Raw genomic sequence first — 23985 nt, 5'->3', positions numbered from 1 at the left:
CTTACTTCAAAAGTTTAGCGTTGTATTCCTTTAATGTTTCCAGCACGTTGACACGAACATGGATAAAGTTCTCGATACCGGCAGCTTTCAGCTCTTCCATATTGGCAGGAGCACCGGCTACGATGAACATAGCGCGACCGTCCAGCGCTTTAAAGGCAGGAACCGCATATTCCACATATTCATCATCGCTGGAACACAATACCACAATGTCGGCTTTGGCAGCCATAGCGGCCTCTACACCTGCTTCTACCGTGGGGAAGCCGAGGTTATCAACCACTTCATATCCGGCACAAGCCAGGAAGTTGCAAGAGAACTGAGCACGTGCCTGACGCATAGCCAGGTTACCGATAGTCAGCATGAACGCTTTCGGACGTTTGCCGGAAGCTTCTGTTTCGAGGCGTAACGCTTCAAATTCGCTGGCAGCACGATCAAAATTCAATACCGGAACATCTTTTTCGCAAGTATCGTGTCCACCACAGCAGCAAGTAGCTTCGAGCGGTTTCTTGTCGCCTGCTTTTTCATTAAAGTTCGGGAACTGGTTGGTACCCAACAACACTTCGCGACGCTGAGCAACGGATTTATGACGAGCCTTGTTGCTTTCGTTCACGGCAGTCTGCACTGTGCCGGCTTTCACTGCGGCATAGAAACCACCTGCTTCTTCTACGGAGAGGAAGAGTTCCCAAGCCTGCTTAGCGATAGATACAGTCAGGTTTTCGATATAGTAAGAACCGGCAGCCGGGTCAATCACCTTGTCGAAGTGAGACTCTTCTTTCAGCAACAATTGCTGATTGCGTGCCATACGTTCTGAGAATTCATCGGGTGTAGTGTAAGTTTTGTCAAACGGAGTAACCGTCATTGAATCCACACCAGCCAGAGCAGCACTCATGGCTTCAGTCTGCGTACGCAACAAATTTACATGAGCGTCGAACAAAGTGAGGTTGAACGTAGAAGTTTCCGCATGTACATGCATCTTGGCAGCACAACGGTCGTCTGCATCATAGGATGCAACGATGTTTGCCCACAACATACGGGCAGCGCGGAATTTAGCAATTTCGAGGAAATAATTAGAGCTGATACCAAAGTTGAATTTAATCTTCTTGGCAACGAGGGCTGCGGGAAGTCCGGCATCAGTCAGTTGGTTCATATATTCGTTACCCCAGGCAAGGGCGTAACCCAGTTCCTGATAGATATAAGCACCGGCGTTGTTCAGCGTCAGGGCAGTTACATTCAGTACACGGTACTTAGGCAGAGCAGCAGTTGCTTCAATCAAAGCTTTGGCAGTTACAGGCATGTCACCCTTTTCTTTGCCTTTAGCCAGCATCTTGTCAAAGAAGTCATAGCCGATGGAGCCTTGCAGCTTCGTCAGGTCGTAACCTTTCTTCTGGAAGTAAGCCACCAGAAGTTCTGCGAGTTCTACAACATGTCCCTGACAAGTGTAGAAGTTCAGTTCCACACACTCAGCGCAGATACCTTCAAGTAAAGTCTCGATGTACTCGGCATTGAGTTCTTTCGCCTTTACGCGGAAAGCCAGTGAGTCGACACCTTTATTAAGGATATCCAGCGCCTTTGCATTAGCTTCCTTGGGGCATTCCACCTTAATTTCCTGACGAACCAGCCATTCGTTGTTGTCTTTCTTGGTACCTCTGAGGTAGGGAAATTCACCGGGAAGTGCGTCTGTCGTTTTCAGTCCTTCGAGGTCTTCCATGCGGTAGAAGGGTTTCACCTTGAATCCTTCGTTTGTCTTCCAAACGAGTTTCTTCTCAAAATCAGCGCCTTTCAGGTCGGCTGTTACTTTCTCCATCCACTGTTCGGTAGAATTGGGAGCAAAGTCTGAGAAGAGTTTTTCTTTACTGTCTGCCATAGTTTATTTAATCATTAAAAAGATAATTAGTAATCTCTTCACTTACCTATTTGTCTAAAATAGGACTTGCAAATATACTCAATAAGTTATAATAACAAGGATTTTTAAGTAAAATTCGCACGGAGATTGACATTCTGAAAGGATAGTGTTCAATTCCTCCGAAGCCGGACCATACTCCGACCTTATCCGGACTGCACTTGCTCCGTACATTCTTCGGTTAGAGGTACCTCTGAGCGAAGAAAGTACGGAGTTGGTACGGAGCAAGTGTGTTCCAGCTACGATGCAGACGGATAATCAGTCCCCCCATAGCAGCCAAAAGAAAAACTCCCGGAAACCCTTTGCTACCTCCCTTTTAATGCCTAACTTTGCGCGAAATTTCAATAAGCAAATAAAAAAGATAAACAAAGGTAACTATGAATTGGTTAGAGAGTTTGTTATGGGATCCTGCCTCCGTCGCCCATATCGTATGCTTATATGCATTCGTAATATCTGTCGGCGTACTTTTGGGCAAAATTAAGATTTTCGGAATATCACTGGGGGTGACATTTGTACTTTTCACCGGTATTCTGATGGGACATTTTGGTTTTACGGGTGAAACTCACATTCTGCATTTCATCCGCGAATTCGGGCTAATTTTATTCGTATTCTGTATCGGTCTGCAAGTAGGACCATCGTTCTTCTCTTCTTTCAAAAAAGGCGGAATGACGCTGAACATGCTTGCCGTAGGTATTGTGGTACTGAATATTGCAGTAGCTCTGGGCATTTACTTCATCGACGGAGGAATAGACCTTCCGATGATGGTAGGTATCCTCTATGGTGCTGTCACCAATACTCCGGGTTTGGGTGCCGCACAAGAAGCACTGAATCAGTTGAACTACACGGGTGATCCCATCGCATTGGGTTATGCCTGCGCCTATCCGCTTGGTGTAGTCGGCATCATCGGCTCTATCATCGCCATCCGCTACATCTGCCGGGTGAACCTGAAGAAAGAAGAAGATGAACTATCTACACAGACTTCGGACATGAAGCACATGCCGCACATGCTGCATCTGGAAGTTCGTAACGAATCCATCGACGGCAAGAAGCTCCTTCAGGTAAAAGAGTTCCTGGGACGTCCTTTTGTATGCTCACGTATTCGTCACGAGGGGCACGTCAGCATCCCTAATCAAGATACGGAATTCCATATCGGTGACCAGGTTTTTATCGTATGCTCCGAGGAAGATGCCGAAGCGGTAACTGCTTTCATCGGCAAAGAAATTCAGGTGGATTGGGAAAAACAAGATATGCCGATGGTTTCACGCCGTATATTGGTGACTAAATCTGAAATCAACGGTAAAAAATTGGGCAGCCTCCATTTCCGTAGCATGTACGGGGTGAATGTAACCCGTATCAACCGTTCGGGTATGGACTTGTTTGCCGACCCGAATCTGGTATTGCAAGTAGGTGACCGCGTGATGGTGGTTGGTCAGCAAGATGCTGTAGAGCGTGTTGCCGGTGTACTTGGAAATCAATTAAAGCGTTTGGACACGCCAAATATCGTGACCATCTTTGTGGGTATCTTCCTGGGTATCCTGTTGGGCAGCCTGCCTATCGCTTTCCCGGGCATACCGACTCCAGTGAAACTCGGTCTGGCCGGTGGTCCGCTGGTGGTTGCCATCCTTATCGGACGATTCGGACATAAGTTGAAACTGGTGACGTATACAACCATGAGCGCCAACCTGATGTTGCGCGAAATCGGTATCGTACTGTTCCTTGCCAGCGTGGGCATTGAGGCTGGTGAGCATTTTGTGCAGACGGTAGTAGAAGGTTCAGGATTGTCGTACGTAGGTTATGGTTTCCTGATTACTGTCATTCCATTGCTGATTATCGGCATGATTGCCCGCTTCTATTGCAAAGTGAATTACTTCACGCTAATGGGATTGATCGCAGGTAGTAATACAGACCCTCCTGCACTGGCGTATGCCAACCAGGCATCCGGTAACGATGCTCCGGCAGTAGGTTATTCTACGGTTTATCCGCTGACGATGTTCCTGCGTATTCTAGCGGGACAGATGATATTGCTGACGATGATGTAAAACGTCATTATATAACAATATGAAAAGAGAGACTGCGTTAACGTAGCCTCTCTTTTTTATTTCAACCTTTATTTCACTTTATTTTGAGCTTCACAAACTCCTCGATGAAATCTATCGTCTTCTCTATTCCCAATACCGAAGAGTCAATGCAAAGATGATAGGTTGCCGCAGCTCCCCACGTCTTATAGCTATAATAATTATAATATTCCGAACGTTTTTTATCTTCCTTATTCATCATATTTTCCGCTTCTTCCTCCGAGATGGAGAGCGCAGCGCACAGACGAGTGACGCGTGCACTATGCGACGCCGAAATAAAGATGTTCACGCAGTTAGGATAATCACGCAGAATATAATCGGCACAACGCCCTACAAAAAGGCAGGACTTCTCGTCAGCCAACTGACGAATGACATCACTCTGCACCTTAAAGAGTGCATCGTTACTCAGACAATTCTGAGTAGGCAAAGCACCATCTCCCACAAAAGGGAAACGCATACCGAAAAGACCTCCGATGATACCTTGCGAAGCACGTTCATCAGCTTTCTCAAAAAATTCACGGCACAGACCGCTTTCTTTAGAAGCCAGCGTTATCAACTCCTTGTCATAGAAATCAATACCCAAACGGGCTGCCAACTTCTCCCCTATCTCTTTTCCGCCGCTTCCCAATTGGCGACCAATATTCACAACGAATTTCTTATTCATAGCTTCAATCTATTTTGGTTTACTTATAGCAAAAGTAAGGATTTATAGGGAAGAAACAAAAAAAAACTCAATACTAATTCCAGAGTCTGTTTATTTTTTAAGTTCTATGAACACAGAGATACAGAGTTTATTCCCTGTTAATACTTATTCTTTCTCTGTGCCTCCGTGCCTCTGTGTTTAATTCTTCATTTTTCAAACAGCTTTTTGCTGTTCTGCTTTTCTGAATTTACGAAACTGACTTACGAGCATCACCAACGCCACCAGACTGGCAAGCAAATCGGACACCGGCATGCTATACCACACCCCTGCCGTACCAAAGAAACGGGGAAGAATAATCAGGGCCGGGAGCAGGAAAAGCATCTGGCGGGTAAGGGAAAGAAAAATAGCTTTGCTTGCCATACCGATGCTCTGGAAGAAGTTCGACGCCACCATCTGAAAACCGATAATCGGGAAGAACATTACCACGATACGCAAACCACGAGCCGCGAGGGCTATCAACTCTTCATCGGAAGTAAATATGGAAACCACAAGATCAGGCACAAGCATACCCATCAGGAAGCCAGTAGTAGTGACTACGGTAGCAAAGATAATCGTTAGTTTCAACACGCGGGAAACGCGTGCGTATTGCTGTGCACCGAAGTTATATCCGGCAATAGGTTGCATACCCTGATTCAGTCCCATCACAATCATCACAAATATAAATACCAGACGGTTGACAATGCCGAATGCACCGATGGATAGGTCTCCACCATAACGCTTCAAGCCCTGATTGATAACAATCACAATAAAGCATGCCGCCAGATTCATCAGAAAAGGGGACATACCAATAGCAAGCGAATCCAGCACAATCTTACGACGCAGGCGGAAAATGCCACGATGGAAGTGCAGAAGTTCATCTTTGTTGCTGAATATCTTAAATTGCCACATCAGTGAAATGATTTGTGCAATGATAGTGGCAATGGCAGCTCCACGGATGCCCCAGCCAAAACCATAGATGAATACAGGGTCGAGTATCGTATTAATGATTACCGTAGCAATTGTGGCATACATCGCCTTTTGCGGATGTCCGGAAGAGCGAAGCACAGCATTTAAGCCAAGATAAAGGTGAGTGATGACATTGCCAAGTAAGATAATCTGCATATACTCACGGGCATACTTCACAGTCTCGTCACTACCACCGAAAAAGTAAAGGATAGGGTCGAGGAAGATAAGTGTCACCACTGTGACTGCCAATCCCAGAATAATGTTCAGGACGAGCACATTACCCAATATCCTCTGGGCCGTATCATAGTCTTTCTGTCCCAATTTCACGGATACCAGCGTAGAAGCTCCTACTCCCACCAAAGAACCGAATGCTGCTGCAAGGTTCATCAGAGGGAAAGTAAGTGCCAATCCCGAAATAGCCATTGTGCCCACTCCGTGACCGATAAAAATGCTGTCCACCATATTATATAAGGAAGATGCCGTCATGGCGATAATTGCCGGAACGGCATATTGCATCAGTAGTTTTCCAATCTTTTCTGTTCCCAACGCTGTGGGTGCCTTTTGTCCTGTCATACCTATCTTTTTTTATTGAGGGCGCAAAGGTACTCATTTTCTGGCAAGGGAGCAAAGAAGAGGGGAAATAGATGACGATTGTATTCGTTTTTCATGTACAGAGTGTTTTTTCAAGCGGTTTGTTGTTCATCCATATTAGGGCCATTCTCCTTTCTTCGAAGGAGTAATAAACAAATGACTCAACAAGCTAATATTCAAGGAATAGCAGATTACTATTTTTCAAATAAAAGAAAAATTAGGGTCCACTTGGATCCAGGGGCCACCCAGGTCCTAAAATCACACGAAAATTAGATTATAAAGACTAATTTTGTAATTATATATCGAATGCCATTAAAGGAAGATATTCAAAAACGGTGTAGAAATGAAGTAAATGATAACCAGCACTATCCAAGTTCTCCTCCTCTCGGGAGGAGGAGTACTCGTAGGGGGAGATGGTAGGAAAATAATAAAGTACCTATAAATCACAAGACTAAGGATTTCTTTTCTCACCTACCACCCCGCCCTTCGGGCACCCCTCCTCCAACCGGAGGAGGGGAATTGAGATACTCCGTAAATCATTATTTGATTTAAAACCGCCCCATCACAAATAAGGTCCCCCATAAAGCCTATTATTTTTCTCATTTTGCTACAAACAAAACAAACAAGACAACACCCCATATACCTTTCTTAAAATTACAATAAAAAAACACAAGGCGCTATGCACCTATATACATGCATATTACCACAAATAAATTTTAAAAGCACTACGAAAACAGGGGCCGGGTGGACCTGGACCCAAGTGGACCCTAAGGAGAAATAAATAATATTACAATAATCACCTCCAAAAATTGAAGTATCGGTAACCAATCACTCAAACCACGCCCTATCCTTTCAAAAATGCAACATCTCCTCATTCAACCCGAAAATTAATTATTGCAAAGGCAAACGAAATTATTGCAAGGGCTAAAATCAAGGTAGCCATGCACACGCCAGCTTTAAACTTTTCCTAATTCTCCCCCTCTTCATGCCAATATATGGAAAATGTTTCGTATTTTTGTCCCCAAATTGTGTTAATGTACAACGAAATGAATGTATTAGAACTAAGTGAACAGGAAATCATTCGACGTAATAGTATGAATGAACTTCGCGCGATGGGCATCGAGCCCTATCCCGCTGCAGAGTATGTAACCAATGCTTTCTCCACTGATATAAAAGCGGAATTCAAAGATGACGCTGAACCTCGTCAAGTATCCGTAGCCGGCCGCATCATGACGCGCCGCGTGATGGGCAAGGCTTCGTTCGTTGAATTGCAGGATTCCAAAGGTCGTATTCAGGTGTATATCACCCGCGACGACATCTGCCCGGGAGAAGACAAGGAACTCTACAACACTGTATTTAAACGCCTGCTCGACTTAGGCGACTTCATTGGAATTGAAGGATTTGTGTTCCGCACCCAGATGGGCGAAATCAGTATCCACGCCAAAAAGCTGACCGTACTGGCAAAATCCATCAAACCACTGCCTATTGTGAAGTATAAAGATGGTGTTGCTTACGACTCTTTTGAAGACCCCGAATTGCGCTACCGCCAACGCTATGTGGACCTTATCGTGAACGACGGCGTGAAGGAAACCTTCCTGAAACGCGCCACCGTCATCAAAACCATGCGTGCCGTACTGGACGAAGCCGGTTATACCGAAGTGGAAACTCCGATTCTGCAATCCATAGCCGGTGGAGCAAGTGCCCGCCCGTTCATCACACACCACAATTCACTCAACATCGACCTCTATCTGCGTATCGCTACCGAGCTTTATCTGAAACGTCTGATTGTGGGTGGCTTCGAGGGTGTATATGAAATAGGAAAGAACTTCCGCAATGAAGGTATGGACAAAAACCATAACCCGGAATTCACCTGCATGGAGTTGTACGTACAATATAAGGATTATAATTGGATGATGAGTTTTACCGAAAAACTGTTGGAACGCATCTGTATTGCTGTTAATGGCTGCACAGAGACCACCATCGACGGAAAAACCATCAGTTTCAAAGCTCCTTACCGCCGCTTGCCCATTTTGGATGCCATCAAAGAAAAGACCGGCTATGACCTCAACGGCAAGAGCGAAGACGAAATCCGCCAGGTTTGCCAGGCTCTGAAGATGGAAATCGACGACACCATGGGAAAAGGCAAACTGATAGACGAAATATTCGGCGAATTCTGCGAAGGCACTTTCATTCAGCCGACTTTCATCACTGACTATCCAGTTGAGATGAGTCCGCTGACCAAGATGCACCGCAGTAAACCAGGACTAACCGAACGTTTTGAACTGATGGTGAACGGTAAAGAGCTTGCCAATGCTTATAGTGAGCTGAACGACCCCATCGACCAGGAAGAACGTTTCAAAGATCAATTGCGATTGAGTGAAAAGGGAGACGATGAAGCTATGTTCATCGACCAGGATTTCCTGCGTGCCCTGCAATTCGGTATGCCTCCCACATCAGGTATCGGTATCGGTATTGACCGTCTAACGATGCTAATGACAGGCAAGTCGTATATTCAGGAAGTATTGTTCTTCCCGCAAATGCGCCCCGAAAAGATCACTCCGAAAGATGCTCCCGCCAAATATATGGAACTGGGCATTGCCGAAGACTGGGTACCCGTTATTCAGAAAGCCGGCTACAACACAATAGAAGATATGAAAGGTGTAAATCCGCAAAAACTGCACCAGGACATTTGCGGTATCAACAAGAAATACAAACTGGAACTGACCAACCCGTCGGTAAACGACGTAGAAGGCTGGCTTGAGAAAATTAAGAATTAAAGAATTAAAAATTAAATAAGAAGATTAAAGATCGAAGGAGGGAAAGGATTTTCCTTTACCCTCTTTTAATTTTTAATTTTTAATTATTAATTTCAATATGAAACTACCCGGAAAGATAGCCATAATGGGCGGAGGAAGCTGGGCCACAGCCATTGCAAAAATGGTACTTGCCCAGGCTGAGTCGATTAACTGGTATATGCGACGAGATGACCGTATAGCCGATTTTAAGCGACTGGGCCATAACCCTGCCTACCTGACGGGCGTCAAATTCGACATGAAGCGTATCAATTTCAGCTCTAATATCAATGATGTAGTGAAAGAGTCTGATACGCTGATATTTGTCACCCCCTCCCCTTATCTCAAAGCTCACCTGAAGAAGCTGAAAACGCGGATACGGGATAAATTTATCATTACTGCTATAAAAGGAATCGTACCCGACGACAATCTGATTGTATCGGAGTACTTCACAAAAGAATACGGCGTTCCCCCCGAAAATATAGCTGTACTGGCAGGTCCCTGCCATGCGGAAGAAGTAGCCCTGGAACGTCTCTCTTATCTCACCATTGCTTGCCCGGATACAGACAAAGCATGTACCATCGCCCGACGTCTGGCCAGTTCATTCATCAAGACATCTGTCAGCAACGACGTAGCCGGCATAGAATATAGTTCTGTGCTGAAGAATGTGTATGCCATTGCCGCCGGAATCTGTAGTGGCCTGAAGTACGGTGACAACTTCCAGGCTGTATTGATATCCAACGCCGTGCAAGAAATGAACCGTTTCCTGCAAACTGTGCACCCATTGAACAGAAACGTGAATGATTCTGTTTATTTAGGTGACTTACTGGTAACGGGGTATTCCAATTTCAGCCGTAACCGTACATTCGGCACAATGATCGGCAAGGGATATTCCGTAAAAAGTGCGCAAATAGAGATGGAGATGATTGCCGAAGGATATTACGGAACGAAATGTATCAAAGAGATTAACAAACATCACCACGTCAATATGCCGATACTGGATGCCGTCTACAACATCCTATACGAACGCATTTCACCGATGATAGAGATTAAGCTGTTGACTGATTCGTTGCGGTAATTTCCTGAAATAAATAAGTACACTGAATTTAAAACCTAGAATATTATGATTAGTTTGAACATTGAAAAGACTTTTGGATTTATTTCCAAAGCATCTGTTGCTGCTTATGAAGCTCAGGTAAAGGCTGCGCAGGAAGCATTGGAAAACGGTACCGGAAAAGGTAATGACTTCCTGGGCTGGTTACACCTCCCCTCGTCTATCAGCCAAGAACATCTGGCTGACCTGAAAGCCACTGCACAAGTGATGCGCGACAACTGCGAAGTAGTGATCGTGGCCGGTATTGGCGGAAGCTACCTTGGCGCACGTGCTGTCATCGAGGCTTTGTCAAACAGCTTCACCTGGTTACAGGAAAAGAAAACTGCACCTGTCATGATCTATGCAGGACACAATATCAGCGAAGATTATTTGTATGAACTGACCGAATTCCTGAAAGACAAGAAATTCGGCGTTATCAATATCTCCAAATCGGGGACTACCACCGAAACCGCTCTTGCTTTCCGTTTGCTGAAAAAGCAATGCGAAGATCAACGCGGTAAGGAAATGGCAAAGAAGGTAATCGTTGCCATCACAGATGAGAAGAAAGGTGCTGCCCGCATCACAGCTGATAAAGAAGGATACAAATCATTCATTATCCCCGATAATGTAGGCGGCCGTTTCTCTGTACTTACTCCGGTAGGTTTGCTGCCGATTGCCATTGCAGGTTTCGACATTGAGAAGTTAGTGGCTGGGGCTGTTGATATGGAAAAGGCTTGCGGCGTAAATGTTCCGTTTGCTGAAAATCCGGCTGCACAATATGCGGCTACCCGTAACGAATTGTACAAGAGCGGTAAGAAAATTGAAATTCTCGTGAATTTCTGTCCGAAACTGCACTATGTAAGTGAGTGGTGGAAACAACTTTACGGAGAATCAGAAGGTAAAGAAAACAAAGGTATCTTCCCCGCAGCTGTAGATTTCTCTACTGACCTGCACTCTATGGGACAATGGATTCAAGAAGGTGAACGTACCATCTACGAAACCGTAATCTCTGTGGAGAAAGTAGATCATAAACTGGAGGTTCCTTCTGACGAAGCTAATCTGGACGGTCTGAACTTCCTGGCCGGCAAACGCGTAGACGAAGTGAATAAAATGGCTGAACTGGGTACTCAACTGGCTCACGTGGACGGTGGTGTACCTAACATGCGCATCACTATCGAAAAGCTGGATGAATTCAATATCGGCCAGTTGCTTTACTTCTTTGAAATCGGTTGCGGTATCAGTGGCTATCTACTGGGTGTCAATCCGTTCAATCAACCGGGTGTGGAAGCATACAAGAAAAATATGTTTGCATTGCTGAACAAGCCGGGTTACGAAGAAGAGTCAAAAGCCATCCAGGCAAGACTGTAAAAGAAACAAGTAAACCATAGATAGATGAGGTGTGAATGAGTAAAATCGTTCACACCTCGTTTTTTTATTGTATCTTTGCAACCTAAAAACAAATAGGTATTATGTTTCAAGAAGCTGTCGCCCGCTATCTTCAATCTCACGGGTATTCACAAATTCAACTGAAATCCGTCCTCTTTGATATGGACGGTGTATTATTCAACTCCATGCCTTATCACGCAGACGCCTGGCACAAGGTCATGGAACGTCATGGGTTACACCTAAGCCGTGAAGAAGCTTATCTGCACGAGGGCCGCACCGGAGCCGCTACCATAAACATCGTCTATCAACGGCAATTAGGCAAAGATGCTACCCCTGAAATGATACAAAGCATTTATGCGGAAAAGAGCGCAGAGTTCAACAGTAATCCCGAACCGGAACGTATGCCCGGCGCATGGGAAGTACTACAAAAAATAAAAGCGGAGGGGCTGATTCCGATGGTAGTCACCGGCTCGGGCCAACATTCATTACTAGACCGACTTTCACACAACTTTCCCGGCATGTTCCAACGCGAGCTAATGGTAACCGCATTTGATGTGAAATACGGGAAACCGCATCCGGAGCCCTACCTGATGGCATTGCAAAAAGGTGGATTAAGACCCAATGAAGCAATCGTAGTAGAAAATGCACCTATGGGAGTGCAAGCCGGAGCAGCAGCAGGTGTATTTACGATAGCTGTCAATACAGGTCCCATCGACGGACAAGTATTGCTGGATGCCGGAGCAGACATACTCTTCCCATCTATGCAGGATTTCTGTGATAATTGGGAAAATTTACGTGAAGCGTTCAGATAAAGAAATCGAACGCTTTTTCATTTATAAAGAAGAAAATACTTTATCCGAGCAGTTCAGCTATCTTTTTCTTTAAATTCAACTTTATTATTTCTTCTGGTTTTAACTCCAGTTCTATTAGAATCTTAGCAGTAGATAGCTTGTATGCCTCTTCATTTTTATCACAATTTATCTGTTCTTTACTTATAGAATATAGCATAGCAAAATCATAGTCCAAAGCTTTTGATACATTATACAAAGTATCTGTATCAATACTTTTTCGTGTTAACATATAGTCAACACTCTGAGGCTTAACTTGCAGTCTTCTTGATAGTTCAGCCTTTGTCACCTGTTTTTCAACCATGACCTCCTTTATGAGCTCTCCTATATAGATATTAGTCTTTTCCATTATTATGAAGGTACGATTTATTATTCAGACCCAAAGGAAGTAAAACAACAATTCATCTGTCTTATAAATATCATTTATTCACAATTTATTTGTTTTATCAAATAAATTGTGATACTTTTGTCACAAAATCATATAAACATTAAAACAACCAAATTACTATGACCTTATTAATGCTTATTCTTATAGCCATTCCTGTCTGTATTTTGACAATTTTATTGTGGATATACAACGACTATCGAAAGTATAAAAGACAGCATTACTCTTTAATTTTATTATTTTTGGCTTTACCTGCCACCATACAAGCTCAATATATAGACAAAGATTGCTGTATAAACTTTAAGTGGTACGAAAACCAAAAAGGAAAATTAGAATATATAAATGAGAATCTCACTTATAACTTCATTCCCAATGAAGATTTCTGGAAAATAGTTATCCGGAACAACTCATCTGATGAAGCACAAATCAATTGGGGCAACTCCCAATTCATCATCAACGGGAGGGCATCACAATTACTGCTTTATCCGATTTCGGAATCACCGCTTGCAAAGGAAACAATAAAAGGTAACAGTGAAATCAGCCATACTTGCACTGCAAGTATTTTAATAGAAGGTTCGGAAAGAAGAAAGATTTATCATAGAAAAGATATCCGGAAAGGAAACAGGGCTGCAATCAGTATCGTCCTACCTGTATCTATTGCCAACAAACCACAATTTTTCAACACCTTTGATTTTGTTGTCACCCAAGTTTACTAATTATGATACTCCAAAACATAAAAGAACGCCTTAATGAAACACGGGGCTGGTACATCGTACTGACAGCACCACATAAAGAAGGAAAAACTAAAGAAACCTTAGAGAATAAAGGCATAATAACCTATCTCCCTACCCTTCTGGTAAGACGCTGCTGGAGAGAAAAAGTGAGGGAAATACAGATTCCTGTAATCAACAGATGCATATTCATCTATGCAACTGATACAGAAGTGGAAGCAATGAAAGAAACATATCCAATTCTCCCAATAGAAACAGCAGAGACAGGAGATTGAAATGGAGTTTTTTTACTTTAGTGACCCCGGTGCGCTTCAAACGCACGACCTTCAGAACCGGAATATCCTTGACGATTTAACAGAATACTATACTTGTCAACTTGTTATAAACCTCTTATAATGAAGATTAATCAACAATGCAAAGATAAGATTTTTTTCTAATTTTGCCTTTACTATACAAAAGATATCCTGTTTAATACTTTTATCACTATGTTCTTAATAATCAAAAGAATAATTTTAATCTTATATCAAACTCACGTTAAGTTATATTTTTTATATGTTCTTTCTACAGATTAAATAGTCAATGACATGCTGATATTCTTTCGGTGTGAATAAGGGAGCTATATAATGCAGACGGCCTTCTTCCATATCCAGGGTTACGCCATTTTGTAGAGTGACGTAATTATTCCATTTTTCGAATGCGTAAATTAAACTGTGTCATGCTCTGTTTTTCAAGATCAACGGTCAGTGACTTTTTTTCTTGCTTAATCCCCAAAAATGTGATGGTGTAATATGAGTTCTTTAAAGCATTTGGTAAAATAGGCCGGTGATGAAAACCCCACCCGATAGCCTATTTCGGCATATGTAAATGAATTTTCAGTATTACCGGGTGCTGTATTGCTTCTTTCCATTCTTGCATATAGCTAAACCATGCTTTCGGGGTAGGATACTCAAAATTTTCCTTGCAAGAAGTGAACATGGCATAATGATAGAAGCTATTCTACTGGGAGCGGAAATAGTACATAAAAAGTTGTCTCTATCTTTTACTTCTTAACGAATATATTTTGAGGAATGTAAGTGGCTATTCCTATTGTTTCTTTGGTATATTTCACAGTATCTGCTGTGGGGCACTATCTCCCCCAACTGCCAATTAAGCCTTTATGATCGGAATAAGAAAGGGTCTCATCCCCATGACATTCTGTACACCAATACAAAAAATTTCTTCCATCAATGATTCTGTAAAAAAGGTCTCGGCCCGCAAATCTCGATGTCCGGCATAGAGGATATAATGCTGAGTCATAGTCAGATCACTGCCTTGATATTCCCAATCTTTCGCTTCTACGTCAACAATGGTACGGATAGGACCGTAAGCGAGAATGCATTCTGTACGGAAAGTTACTGGTTCATCCATCTTCGCCCTATTCCATTGGTTATTTACTTCTATGGCAAAATGTACTGTTACAGTATGTTGGGCAAACAAGGACAAATAGATAGTACACAAAAGACAAAGAAATGCAAGAATGTTCTTTTTCATGATATTTACTTATTAACGATAGCATTCTGTTTAAAATCCAAGTAGGATTGGATAATCCACACAATTAGTTACTGAGATATCAATCCTAAATTTTGATTAAACATAATTATTCAGTCAATTATTTTAATAGTTATGCTCTCCTTGAAAATCTACAAATAATAAGATTTCTCCCAATTGTGATTTCCAAGGAGAAAAATCAGAATTAATCAATTCAATTTTCCATGTGATAAGTATTATTATAAGTCTTTTTCTGTAAGGGCATATGCACACCATAATACGGGAGCCAACCCATGCAAGTCACCAGTTAAGGGTAATCGATTGCGGTAGTATTCGTTTGTAAAGCCAATATCAGTACCTTCACAAACATTCGTTACATCTCCTTTATCATCTACATATTTCATCAATCCCAACCATCCTTTGCGTGCTACCGTTCCATATTCTATCTTGTCAAGCCATCCTTTTTTAACACCGACAATCATAGCATAAGTAAACATTGCACTGCCAGATGATTCTTCCCACATGGTTGGATCGTCTACCAGTTGCCTCCACATACCATTTTCGTTTTGATAATATTTCAAAGTGGCCATCATTGTTTTATAAGCTTTCATGATAGCTTTTCGTTCCAGATTATTTTCAGGAAGGATACGCAATAGTTCTGCCATGCCAACAGCCATCCAGCCATTTCCTCTCCCCCAAGTAAACTTAGCTTTGGGCGAATGATAAAACAATCCGTTATCCAATTGAATAGAATCTAAATAGAGAACCATTTCTTTGGCAGCCCTATTTATATATTTCTCATCTTTAGTAACTCTATATGCTTGTGCCTGAATTGCTGTTATCATAAACATATCATCAAGCCAGATACGGGTTTGCCAGGAATAGCCTTTATTAGCCCATGCTTTTTCTTGAATGGTTACGCTTTCTTTAGGTAATTCCCATTGAGTCTTAGCATACATCATTCCCATTTCAAGATATTTTTCATCTTTGGTTTGCCTATAAAGTTCTAAAGGAAGTGTTCCGAAAACATTGTTATCTACGTGATTTGGGATGGGTTGCAGATATGCCTCTGTTGTCAGTAATGGTTGGAAACGCATTGATAGTTTATTGAACAAACCTTTATTATTTGTTGATGTAGAAAACCAAAATCCTCCCAACCAAGTGCATACATCCGGATAGGTAATCTGTGTGCGTGGCTCGTTGACACGTAACGGACTGCCATATTGTGAGTGAGGTTGTTCTAGGAATCTATTGATAATAAGATTTCCTATTCTCACAGGGTCTGCATTTTCTTCAAACTTGGTTAAGTCATAATCTTGTACTTTACTTTGTGAACAAGATGCAAATAATATAACTATAACAAATACATATAATTTATGAAGCTGTAATTTCATTCTCTTCATAAAAATCAATATCATCAACTTTTTATTCATATAAATCAGCAATTTAATTATTCTGTTAGTATTTCAAGTGATCAGGTATATTGATTACCATTAAATCAAGATATTTACCGTTAGCCACATAACCTGATTGTATAAGTATACGTGTATTGTCGGGGCTGAAAGTAGGGTGCGTATGGTCTGGCTTCATCACATGATTGGCAGTTAACAATGTTTTTTCTCCTGTTTTGCAATTAATGAGATAAACTTCACCTTCAAAATTATCGCCGACAGCCCATTTACCGTCAGAAGTGCCGTTGCAATGCCAGAATCCTGCTCCATAATTAACTTGTCCTAAAGAAAAAACTTCATCCGTACGGACATTGATTCTGAATATCCCAGTTGCTTGTTTTCTAAGTGCTGGGGTATTGCCCATTACATTAAAATAAACATGGTCTTTGTCAACCCATGTCTCATGTGTAATCCAATGTGTAGGAGATTCTACAAATAAAGCTCTATTATTGGAACCATCAGCTGAAGTGATCCACATTCTTTGAGGTGCATCACCACCTGTTTCATGGCAATAGAGAATTTCTCCAGATATAAACGGATTGGCTTGTACGTGCCCCATACGAAAAGGAACATCTATTACGGTAGATATTTTGCCCGATTGTAAATCAATAGCTCTGATTCCAGAAGGAACATTCCAGAACGAATAGTTTTTATCGGTTTGGGGAAGTGCATCGTCCAATCGTACAACCCCCACATAAGCTGTTTTTTCATCGGCGTCTAATGTAAAGCCACCGGATTCCGCTAGATTTTTGGGTAAGGTAACTATTGTGCGTTCATAAATCTTTCTGTCTTTAACTAGATTTTGCTCACTATCGGTAAAAAGCAGGTCTAGATTGAGCTCTATTAAATTATAGTCGTTTCCTTCGGTTCTAAAGTAGTAGATTTTATTGGATTTCCGAGCTACATTCAAACTAGCCGTATTGTTACCTTTACCATCTGTGAGTTGAATGATAATACCTGTTCTTTCAGATACGGCAAAGGCCTGTTCGTGTTTATCTGCCGATCTGTTGAATGATCTGAAAATAATGTATTGCCCGTCCGATGTCCATTGCGGATGTGTCTGATATAATTTCACATCATTGGTCTCAGATTTTGTCAATACAGTAATTGGAATACCAGTTGTTTGATCAATTAGCGTGTACTTCTCTGGAAGGAAACGTTTTCCTATATCAGACGCTTGGACGGATAAAACAATACTTAAAAAAATAAAAAATGGGGTAAATGTTTTCATATTTATTTCATATTTAGAGTTAATACTTGTTCTACACTTTTTAAACTGGGCGATGTGGCTTTAATTCTTACTTTACCACCTACTTTCGCTGCACGTAAGACAGCAATAGCACTCCCGCGATGCAATGTCCGTTTATTTCCAGAGTATGGCTCATGGCTTGCAATATCTCCGTTATCCACGGCTATAATATCTGCAGGTCCAGAAATGTCGAATGTGACTTCGTCTGTGGCTGTTCGAACAATACATCCTTTAGCATCTGTAGCGTAAACTTTGATATGTTGCAGATCAAGGCCATCGGCTTTCCAATGCTTATTGTCAATTTCCATCTTTAATCGAACAGCTTTCCCTGTCGTTTCAAGTTCATGACGGGCTATTTCCTTTCCATCCCTTCGGGCTATCGCTACAATTTTACCTTGTCGGTAAGGCACATTACGCCAGAAAATTGCATTACGCCGTAAGGGGTTCATATCATTCTTTTGTACACCTAATGATTTTCCATTTATTAAAAGTTCAACTTCCTCAGCGTTAGTATAGGTAAAAATGCTATGTATGCTTTTTGGGGGTCTATTCCAATGTGACGACATGGGTGTAGTGCCGACTATAACGTCATTCCATTCAACGCCTATAGAATCACTATCGACAACGGCAATATGAACAATAGGTTCTTCACTAAACATACTCTTTATAAAATATGCTTGCGGATAAGGTTCCAATGAATGGTCAAAAAAAGAATAATGCCAACCTTTCCAAGGCCATCCTTCTGACTCACCTAAATACTCTATTGCTCCCCAGTATGCCAAGCCTACCACTTTATCAAGGTTCATTCCATAATAACACTTTCCCATTTGCCGTGTGGCTGCTTCACTTTGGTAAAAAATCAGATGCGGATATTGTTTTGCATATTCAGAGAATGCCGGGTATGTATAATTGTAACTTGCAATATCCGTAACAACCGATAGCTCAGGCGGCTCGATTATGTGGTTAAATTCTTTTTCTCTCGATCTGATTCCATTTTTTCGGGCAGGAAACATGGCTACTGTTGTTTTGCGCGTAGGATCATAACGTTTAATCATGATATCGAGGATTTTATATGAAGTTACACCCCAATCGCCTTCAAAACCACACCAAGTATCATCCATCTGGTATTCATTACCCAAACTCCACATAATAACAGACGGATGATTACGATCGCGCTTGATCCACTCGGGAATGGCAATAGGCCACAATTCCATCCATGGAATGCGTCCTCCTGCAAATCGCTGTGTTAATTTATCAAATAATTCATCCACTATCAGAAAGCCATGCTTATCGGCCATATGTAAAAAAGTTTCAGAGTATGGATTGTGAGACGTTCGTATGTGATTAAAACCGTATGACTTTAATAGTTCAAAACGTTTTTCGATAGCCCGTTCATAAGTCGCTACACCTAATGCTCCTAAGTCCTGATGGTTAGCAGTCCCTTTTAAAATAATTTTTTTACCATTTAGTTTAAAACCAAATTCGGGAGAGAACTCAATGTGTCGGATACCAAAATTTTCTTTCACCAAGTCAATTGGTTTTCCATCTTTGAAAAGTGTTACTTCAGCTGAATATAAATGAGGAGTCTCACATGACCAAAGTTGTGGATTGTTAATGTGTATAATAGGTAGTGAAATTTCTTCTGTTTTTTTTCTTACTTTTGAAATCCTTCCTTGGGTTATTGCAACCATCTGACCATCAGGATTCCATATCTTTACCTCAATATCCACTTCATCTTTCTTAGACATCATCCCTTCTATTTCTACTTGAACATGAATATCAGCTGTATGTTCCGTAATGTTTGAGGTAGAAATAAAAACTCCATGTCGAGCAACAGAAATAATATCTTTAACCAATAAATGAACATCACGGTAAAGTCCTCCTCCGGTGTACCAACGAGAATTGAAGGGTTTGCCAGTGTCAGCACGTACAGCTACTACATTTTTCCCTTCGTAATTGATATATTTAGATATATCAACTTCGAATCCAAGGTAACCATAATCTGTTTTACCGACTTTGACACCGTTAAACCAAACATCACCAACCAACATGATACCCTCAAAATCCAATAAAACCTTTCGCCCTTTCCATGCTGGATTTGCTTTGAAAGACTTACGATACCAGCCAATGCCCATTGCTTTAAAACCTCTATCCCGACTTGCTTTTTTGTCCCAATTCTGCTCCAATTGGAAATCATGAGGAAGATCTAACTTACGCCAATTTGAATCATCATAGTCAACAGATTGAGCATTTTCCGGATTATCTTTATTAAATTTCCAATCAAAATTGAATAATTCAGACTCACGGATTTTGATTGCATGTTCCTGAGCTGAAAGTGGAAGTATATTCAACAAGAATATGATTCCACCCAAAAAGCTTCTTTTAATTTTATTTTTCTTCATTTTAGTGAGTAAAATAAGACTTTGTTACTACTAATTTTCTTTTAATTATTTTATGGTAAATGGTAGTCTTTAGATAGCCTATACCATTAGTACTTCAAACTATGAAGACTTCTTCTCCTATTTTCTTTATTAATATAAGTATCCAGATTTCAGTCTTTACATATATATAGGTTCATACCTTCACCTACATTTATTCTATTGTGAAAAACTTGAATAGCTAGGCTAGCTACTCTCCAAGGGCTGTTACTTTTTCTCCTGTTTATGCATAAAACATCAGAAAATATAAAGAGTAAGAGAAGCAAAGTGCAAACAGCTTTAATTTTGTTCATTCTATTTCTGTTTTTATTTAGAATTAGCATAAATTTTCATAGCATATCCCCCACCCGGTGCTAGGGTTATTTTAAGCTTTTTATCCATCGGAATGTCTATGATTTCTTTTTTATAATCATGTGCTATCCGGTCGGCATTTATACCATCTTTAAATACAATAGCTTTATAACTACCCTCACCCAAAAACGATAAATCCAGTTCCAGTATACGTGCATCCCAATTGGTCAATACACCTACATACCACTCATTTCCTTTTTGCCGGGCGATACTAATATACTTACTAATTTCTCCATTCAAGGCGACTGTATTATCCCAGGTAGTAGGGATTTGGGAAATAAAGGTAGTACATTCTTCCTCATTCATATAGGCCAGTGGAGTGTCACAAAGCATATTCAAGGGAGATTCAAAGACGATATATTCTGCTAATTGTCGGCAACGGGTACCCTGACTCATAGCCTCTGAATTTACCGGACGATAATTTGATTTCGTTGCATTCCGCATGGCTCCTTGTGTATAATCTATAGGTCCGGCCACCATACGAATAAACGGTATGGTAACATCATACGTTACTTGATCTACGGTTGCTGGAGACCATTTCATCTGTTCCAATCCGTGTACTCCCTCAAAATTTATCACATTCGGATAGGTACGTTGCAACCCGGTAGGCTTGTAGGTTCCATGAAAATCGACTAGAAGTTTATATTTGGCTGCGATTTCTGCTGCACGTACATGAAATTCAACCATAAGTTGGTCGTCTCTATCCATAAAATCTATTTTAAAGCCTTTGATCCCCATAGCAGCGTAGTGACGGCATATGTTTTCCATATCCCGGTTGAATGCATTGTATCCTGCCCAAAGAATAAGGCCAACGTTTTTACTTTTCGCGTAATCAGCCAATTCTTTAAGATTGATTTCTGGAACTACCTGCATAAGATCCGCTTTGAGATTTACAGCCCAGCCCTCATCTAGGATTACATATTCAACCCCATATCGGGAAGCGAAATCAATGTAATACTTATAAGTATCATTATTGATTCCAGCACGGAAGTCTACCTGATATAGATTCCAGGAGTTCCACCATTCCCAGGCAACCTTGCCAGGTTTAATCCAGGATAAATCGGTACACTGCGTAGGGGTGGCCAGTTTGTAGATCATATCACTATCTGCCAGCTCAAAATCTTTCTCAGATACGATGACCACACGCCAAGGGAAATTTGTATTACCCTTGCATTTAGCAATATAGTTTTCAGTAGTTTTTACGATTTCCTGCAAATTATGATATCCTCCCCATTCCATCTCCTTTGGATAAGGAGCAAATATTCCAGTCAGACGGGTTGAACCTTCAGAATTGGTTAAAAACATACCTGGATAGTTTAGTAGATCGGCTTCTGCAAGGCAGATTTTTTTCCCATTGGCTGCTTCTACTACCAGCGGAGAGAAAGCTAAGTGCTTACTTTTCCATTGAGATAGTTTTATATGCTGATAAACGCTTTCGAAAGAAGTCATAAAAGGAGCGAACCCTTGTATGTTTGCGTATGGTACGAAAGCCTGGTTATCTGCTGGAAAATTGTAGACAACCTGTTCGCTTTCTACCACAAATGAATTTTTGAAATTTGTTATCCACCGATAGGCCACCCCATCATTATAGACACGGAACAAGAGTGTATAGTTTCCCTTGAAACGTAGTGTTAATTCATTGTAATGATCGGAAATAACGGCACGTTTATAAATAGGTGCTTTTATTTCTTGCTGTACCATGTTTGTCCTTGCGCTAGATAACCGGGCATTAATTCCCAGGGTTCTTCCATCGGTTAGTTTCATTGAAAGGGGAGATTTGGAAAGCATTAGATCTCCCATATGGGAAACAGAATATGTAATAACCTGATCAATGGTGATATCTATTTTCAGGCTCTTATCGGGAGATTCTACAGTAAATGTTTTCTGAGCGTGCATTAAGCTAACGCTCCAGAAAAAAAAGATGATAAGTAATAAACGGGAACTCATGTTTTTTATTTTTTTAGTTAATTCTGCAATAGAAGCCTATTGGTTGTTAAAATATAACAATCAACAAAGCATCTATATCGTTTTTAAAATATAGATTATGGAAAATAAGATCACCTCCATTCGGTTGGCTTAGTTGCCCTATTGTTTTTCATTTCTTGTAGCAAACTATTAGTGAATACTGTACAGATACTACCTACCAATTGTCACTTCTAAAAGAAGAAACAGGAAGGTCGTATTCATCAAATAGTGATGCCTTGGTGAAATTTTTATAAGCATAACGTACGGCTATAGGATGTGTTACTTCTTCTGCAGTAACAACAACGCATCGTGTCCGTTCGTTAATTCGCGCTGTAGCAGGATAGAAAATTCTATCAGCCCCTGCCACTTCAAAATTCTCTAGATTTACAAAAGCCGGAACAACACAACGAGAAGAGGTATATTCAAACGAAATGATAATTTCCTGTTTGTTTATTTCTATCGACTTATAAGCTGGAGCCTGATAACCAAAGCCTTTACGGCCGTATGTTTTCGCCAACGCCATGTAAGCCAGCCGATGTCCAACTTCTTTTTTCTTTGATGGATGACCATATAACCCTCCCAAATCAAGTGTAACCACCATACCTGCGTTTGGAATTGTTTTCTCATTCAGCATTTGTACTTCACGGATTCGGGCTGATGTTGTTTTTTCTACACCATCGTATGGACCAGGAGCGATCTGTACGTAATAGAAAGGAAGCTCACCTGCATTCCATGCTCTACGAAAATCTTTAGGTAGTTCGGGGAAAAGCCGAGCATATAACTCTGGATCAACCCAATTATTTTCACCTTGATACCATAGAAAACCTTTTATAGTATAATTTTTGAAAGGGTGTATCATGGCATTGTATAGTTGACTCGGAGAATGGTGCGCCAAAGCACCGGGTATATCGTCTACAGCTTTGTAGCTTAACCATGATTCAATCTTAGAACCTCCAAAAGCAGATACTACCAGCCCAACTGGAACATCTAACGTTTCTTGTAACAATTGTCCATAAAAATAGGCTAATGCACTGACGCTCTGAAGATTTTCAGAAGAAGGTTTCAACCATTCTCCATATGTATCTTCTTGCAGAGTAGGACTTGTCTTAGCAGTAGCTGTAAAAAACCTCACCGGTATATTCTCATTCGCTTTAACTAATACTTCATTAGCACCTTCTATCGGTTGTCCGTTCCATCCTTGTAAAGGCATACTCATGTTAGATTGACCTGAACAAAACCAGACTTCTCCTATCAGTATATCCTTCAAGACGATTTCTTCTCCGTCGCTTATACTGATTTCGTAAGGACCACCTGCAAGTGGGGTAGGAACAGAAACAAGCCAATTACCTTCTTTCCCTGCCTGAACGGTAAATGTTCGGTTATTCCATGATGTTTTGATAGTTACCCAGGTATTCGAGGTGGCTTTTCCCCAAAGTTTGATATCTGTTTGTTGTTGAAGAACCATTTGATTAGAAAGAACTGCTGGCAGTTGTATTTTAGCTGGCAGACTTATTGTCCACAACAGAGCGAATAAGAAAACATATATTTTATTCATACC

Annotated in this window: 17 protein-coding genes and 1 pseudogene; 7 read left to right on the top strand and 11 right to left on the bottom strand. The window is 41.2% G+C overall.

Features of this window, described 5'->3' with window-relative positions; translation table 11 throughout:
* Position 1: 1 nt before the first annotated feature.
* The gene (gene mutA / locus HMPREF9447_RS15375; RefSeq protein ID WP_009130667.1) at positions 2–1861 is read right to left on the bottom strand and encodes a methylmalonyl-CoA mutase small subunit; all 1860 of its coding nucleotides are present in this window, start codon (positions 1859–1861) and stop codon (positions 2–4) included.
* A gap of 413 nt (positions 1862–2274) precedes the next feature.
* Between mutA and HMPREF9447_RS15370 the strand changes: the two genes are divergently transcribed.
* Positions 2275–3936 (top strand): putative transporter, encoded by a 1662-nt coding sequence (locus HMPREF9447_RS15370; RefSeq protein WP_009130666.1) that lies wholly within the window; start codon positions 2275–2277, stop codon positions 3934–3936.
* Positions 3937–4009: 73 nt separating this feature from the next.
* On the opposite strand, the gene HMPREF9447_RS15365 is transcribed toward HMPREF9447_RS15370, so the two are convergent.
* Both HMPREF9447_RS15365 and HMPREF9447_RS15360 read right to left on the bottom strand, forming a co-directional pair.
* Positions 4010–4636, bottom strand: coding sequence for a cytidylate kinase-like family protein (locus HMPREF9447_RS15365; protein WP_009130665.1), 627 nt, complete (start codon positions 4634–4636; stop codon positions 4010–4012).
* A gap of 192 nt (positions 4637–4828) precedes the next feature.
* Positions 4829–6193: an MATE family efflux transporter gene (locus HMPREF9447_RS15360; protein WP_009130664.1), complete on the bottom strand. Its 1365-nt coding sequence runs from the start codon at positions 6191–6193 to the stop codon at positions 4829–4831.
* A gap of 1064 nt (positions 6194–7257) precedes the next feature.
* On the opposite strand from HMPREF9447_RS15360, the gene lysS reads away from it, so the two are divergent.
* From lysS to HMPREF9447_RS15340, 4 genes are all read left to right on the top strand, one after another.
* The gene (lysS, locus tag HMPREF9447_RS15355; RefSeq protein WP_009130663.1) at positions 7258–8988 is read left to right on the top strand and encodes a lysine--tRNA ligase; all 1731 of its coding nucleotides are present in this window, start codon (positions 7258–7260) and stop codon (positions 8986–8988) included.
* A 97-nt stretch (positions 8989–9085) separates the two neighbouring features.
* A complete protein-coding gene (locus HMPREF9447_RS15350) occupies positions 9086–10081 on the top strand; it encodes an NAD(P)H-dependent glycerol-3-phosphate dehydrogenase (protein WP_007659963.1) in 996 nt (331 codons plus the stop codon).
* 45 nt (positions 10082–10126) lie between these two features.
* Positions 10127–11464, top strand: coding sequence for a glucose-6-phosphate isomerase (locus HMPREF9447_RS15345; protein ID WP_009130662.1), 1338 nt, complete (start codon positions 10127–10129; stop codon positions 11462–11464).
* Positions 11465–11565: 101 nt separating this feature from the next.
* Positions 11566–12294, top strand: a complete 729-nt coding sequence (locus tag HMPREF9447_RS15340) for an HAD family hydrolase (protein ID WP_009130661.1) — start codon at positions 11566–11568, stop codon at positions 12292–12294.
* A 40-nt stretch (positions 12295–12334) separates the two neighbouring features.
* On the opposite strand, the gene HMPREF9447_RS15335 is transcribed toward HMPREF9447_RS15340, so the two are convergent.
* Positions 12335–12679 (bottom strand): helix-turn-helix domain-containing protein, encoded by a 345-nt coding sequence (locus HMPREF9447_RS15335; protein ID WP_009130660.1) that lies wholly within the window; start codon positions 12677–12679, stop codon positions 12335–12337.
* A gap of 158 nt (positions 12680–12837) precedes the next feature.
* Here HMPREF9447_RS15335 and HMPREF9447_RS15330 point away from each other — a divergent pair, with 158 nt between their 5' ends.
* Positions 12838–13431: a hypothetical protein gene (locus HMPREF9447_RS15330; RefSeq protein WP_009130659.1), complete on the top strand. Its 594-nt coding sequence runs from the start codon at positions 12838–12840 to the stop codon at positions 13429–13431.
* A 2-nt stretch (positions 13432–13433) separates the two neighbouring features.
* Complete coding sequence (locus tag HMPREF9447_RS15325; RefSeq protein WP_009130658.1) at positions 13434–13721, top strand: UpxY family transcription antiterminator; 288 nt, start codon at positions 13434–13436, stop codon at positions 13719–13721.
* Positions 13722–14292: 571 nt separating this feature from the next.
* Here the strand turns inward: HMPREF9447_RS15325 and HMPREF9447_RS29130 are convergent.
* From HMPREF9447_RS29130 to HMPREF9447_RS15290, 7 genes and pseudogenes are all read right to left on the bottom strand, one after another.
* A pseudogene (locus tag HMPREF9447_RS29130) lies at positions 14293–14427 on the bottom strand (DUF4861 family protein); the annotation flags it as partial.
* Between the two features lie 165 nt (positions 14428–14592).
* Positions 14593–14976 carry a DUF4861 family protein gene (locus HMPREF9447_RS29125; RefSeq protein WP_009130657.1) on the bottom strand — a complete coding sequence of 128 codons (384 nt, stop codon included), beginning with the start codon at positions 14974–14976 and terminating at the stop codon, positions 14593–14595.
* Positions 14977–15212: 236 nt separating this feature from the next.
* Entirely contained in the window at positions 15213–16406 is a 1194-nt protein-coding gene (locus HMPREF9447_RS15315) for a glycoside hydrolase family 88/105 protein (RefSeq protein WP_009130656.1), read from the bottom strand.
* A gap of 25 nt (positions 16407–16431) precedes the next feature.
* Positions 16432–17655 (bottom strand): oligogalacturonate lyase family protein, encoded by a 1224-nt coding sequence (locus HMPREF9447_RS15310; RefSeq protein WP_009130655.1) that lies wholly within the window; start codon positions 17653–17655, stop codon positions 16432–16434.
* Between the two features lie 2 nt (positions 17656–17657).
* Positions 17658–20075, bottom strand: a complete 2418-nt coding sequence (locus tag HMPREF9447_RS15305) for a glycoside hydrolase family 2 TIM barrel-domain containing protein (RefSeq protein ID WP_081589782.1) — start codon at positions 20073–20075, stop codon at positions 17658–17660.
* A gap of 342 nt (positions 20076–20417) precedes the next feature.
* Complete coding sequence (locus HMPREF9447_RS15295; RefSeq protein WP_009130652.1) at positions 20418–22409, bottom strand: glycoside hydrolase family 97 protein; 1992 nt, start codon at positions 22407–22409, stop codon at positions 20418–20420.
* 193 nt (positions 22410–22602) lie between these two features.
* Positions 22603–23982 carry a sialate O-acetylesterase gene (locus HMPREF9447_RS15290; RefSeq protein ID WP_009130651.1) on the bottom strand — a complete coding sequence of 460 codons (1380 nt, stop codon included), beginning with the start codon at positions 23980–23982 and terminating at the stop codon, positions 22603–22605.
* Positions 23983–23985: the final 3 nt, after the last annotated feature.

This window comes from Bacteroides oleiciplenus YIT 12058, from assembly GCF_000315485.1.
Lineage (GTDB): Bacteria > Bacteroidota > Bacteroidia > Bacteroidales > Bacteroidaceae > Bacteroides > Bacteroides oleiciplenus.
The sequence above is the reverse complement of the archived record's forward strand: the minus strand, read 5'-3'. Positions and strand labels throughout refer to the sequence as shown.

Bases quoted from the DNA above. Each gene is read 5' to 3' on its own strand.
- mutA (WP_009130667.1), bottom strand. From the start codon at position 1,861: ATGGCAGACAGTAAAGAAAAACTCTTCTCAGACTTTGCTCCCAATTCT.
- HMPREF9447_RS15370 (WP_009130666.1), top strand. From the start codon at position 2,275: ATGAATTGGTTAGAGAGTTTGTTATGGGATCCTGCCTCCGTCGCCCAT.
- HMPREF9447_RS15365 (WP_009130665.1), bottom strand. From the start codon at position 4,636: ATGAATAAGAAATTCGTTGTGAATATTGGTCGCCAATTGGGAAGCGGC.
- HMPREF9447_RS15360 (WP_009130664.1), bottom strand. From the start codon at position 6,193: ATGACAGGACAAAAGGCACCCACAGCGTTGGGAACAGAAAAGATTGGA.
- lysS (WP_009130663.1), top strand. From the start codon at position 7,258: ATGAATGTATTAGAACTAAGTGAACAGGAAATCATTCGACGTAATAGT.
- HMPREF9447_RS15350 (WP_007659963.1), top strand. From the start codon at position 9,086: ATGAAACTACCCGGAAAGATAGCCATAATGGGCGGAGGAAGCTGGGCC.
- HMPREF9447_RS15345 (WP_009130662.1), top strand. From the start codon at position 10,127: ATGATTAGTTTGAACATTGAAAAGACTTTTGGATTTATTTCCAAAGCA.
- HMPREF9447_RS15340 (WP_009130661.1), top strand. From the start codon at position 11,566: ATGTTTCAAGAAGCTGTCGCCCGCTATCTTCAATCTCACGGGTATTCA.
- HMPREF9447_RS15335 (WP_009130660.1), bottom strand. From the start codon at position 12,679: ATGGAAAAGACTAATATCTATATAGGAGAGCTCATAAAGGAGGTCATG.
- HMPREF9447_RS15330 (WP_009130659.1), top strand. From the start codon at position 12,838: ATGACCTTATTAATGCTTATTCTTATAGCCATTCCTGTCTGTATTTTG.
- HMPREF9447_RS15325 (WP_009130658.1), top strand. From the start codon at position 13,434: ATGATACTCCAAAACATAAAAGAACGCCTTAATGAAACACGGGGCTGG.
- HMPREF9447_RS29125 (WP_009130657.1), bottom strand. From the start codon at position 14,976: ATGAAAAAGAACATTCTTGCATTTCTTTGTCTTTTGTGTACTATCTAT.
- HMPREF9447_RS15315 (WP_009130656.1), bottom strand. From the start codon at position 16,406: ATGAATAAAAAGTTGATGATATTGATTTTTATGAAGAGAATGAAATTA.
- HMPREF9447_RS15310 (WP_009130655.1), bottom strand. From the start codon at position 17,655: ATGAAAACATTTACCCCATTTTTTATTTTTTTAAGTATTGTTTTATCC.
- HMPREF9447_RS15305 (WP_081589782.1), bottom strand. From the start codon at position 20,075: ATGAAGAAAAATAAAATTAAAAGAAGCTTTTTGGGTGGAATCATATTC.
- HMPREF9447_RS15295 (WP_009130652.1), bottom strand. From the start codon at position 22,409: ATGAGTTCCCGTTTATTACTTATCATCTTTTTTTTCTGGAGCGTTAGC.
- HMPREF9447_RS15290 (WP_009130651.1), bottom strand. From the start codon at position 23,982: ATGAATAAAATATATGTTTTCTTATTCGCTCTGTTGTGGACAATAAGT.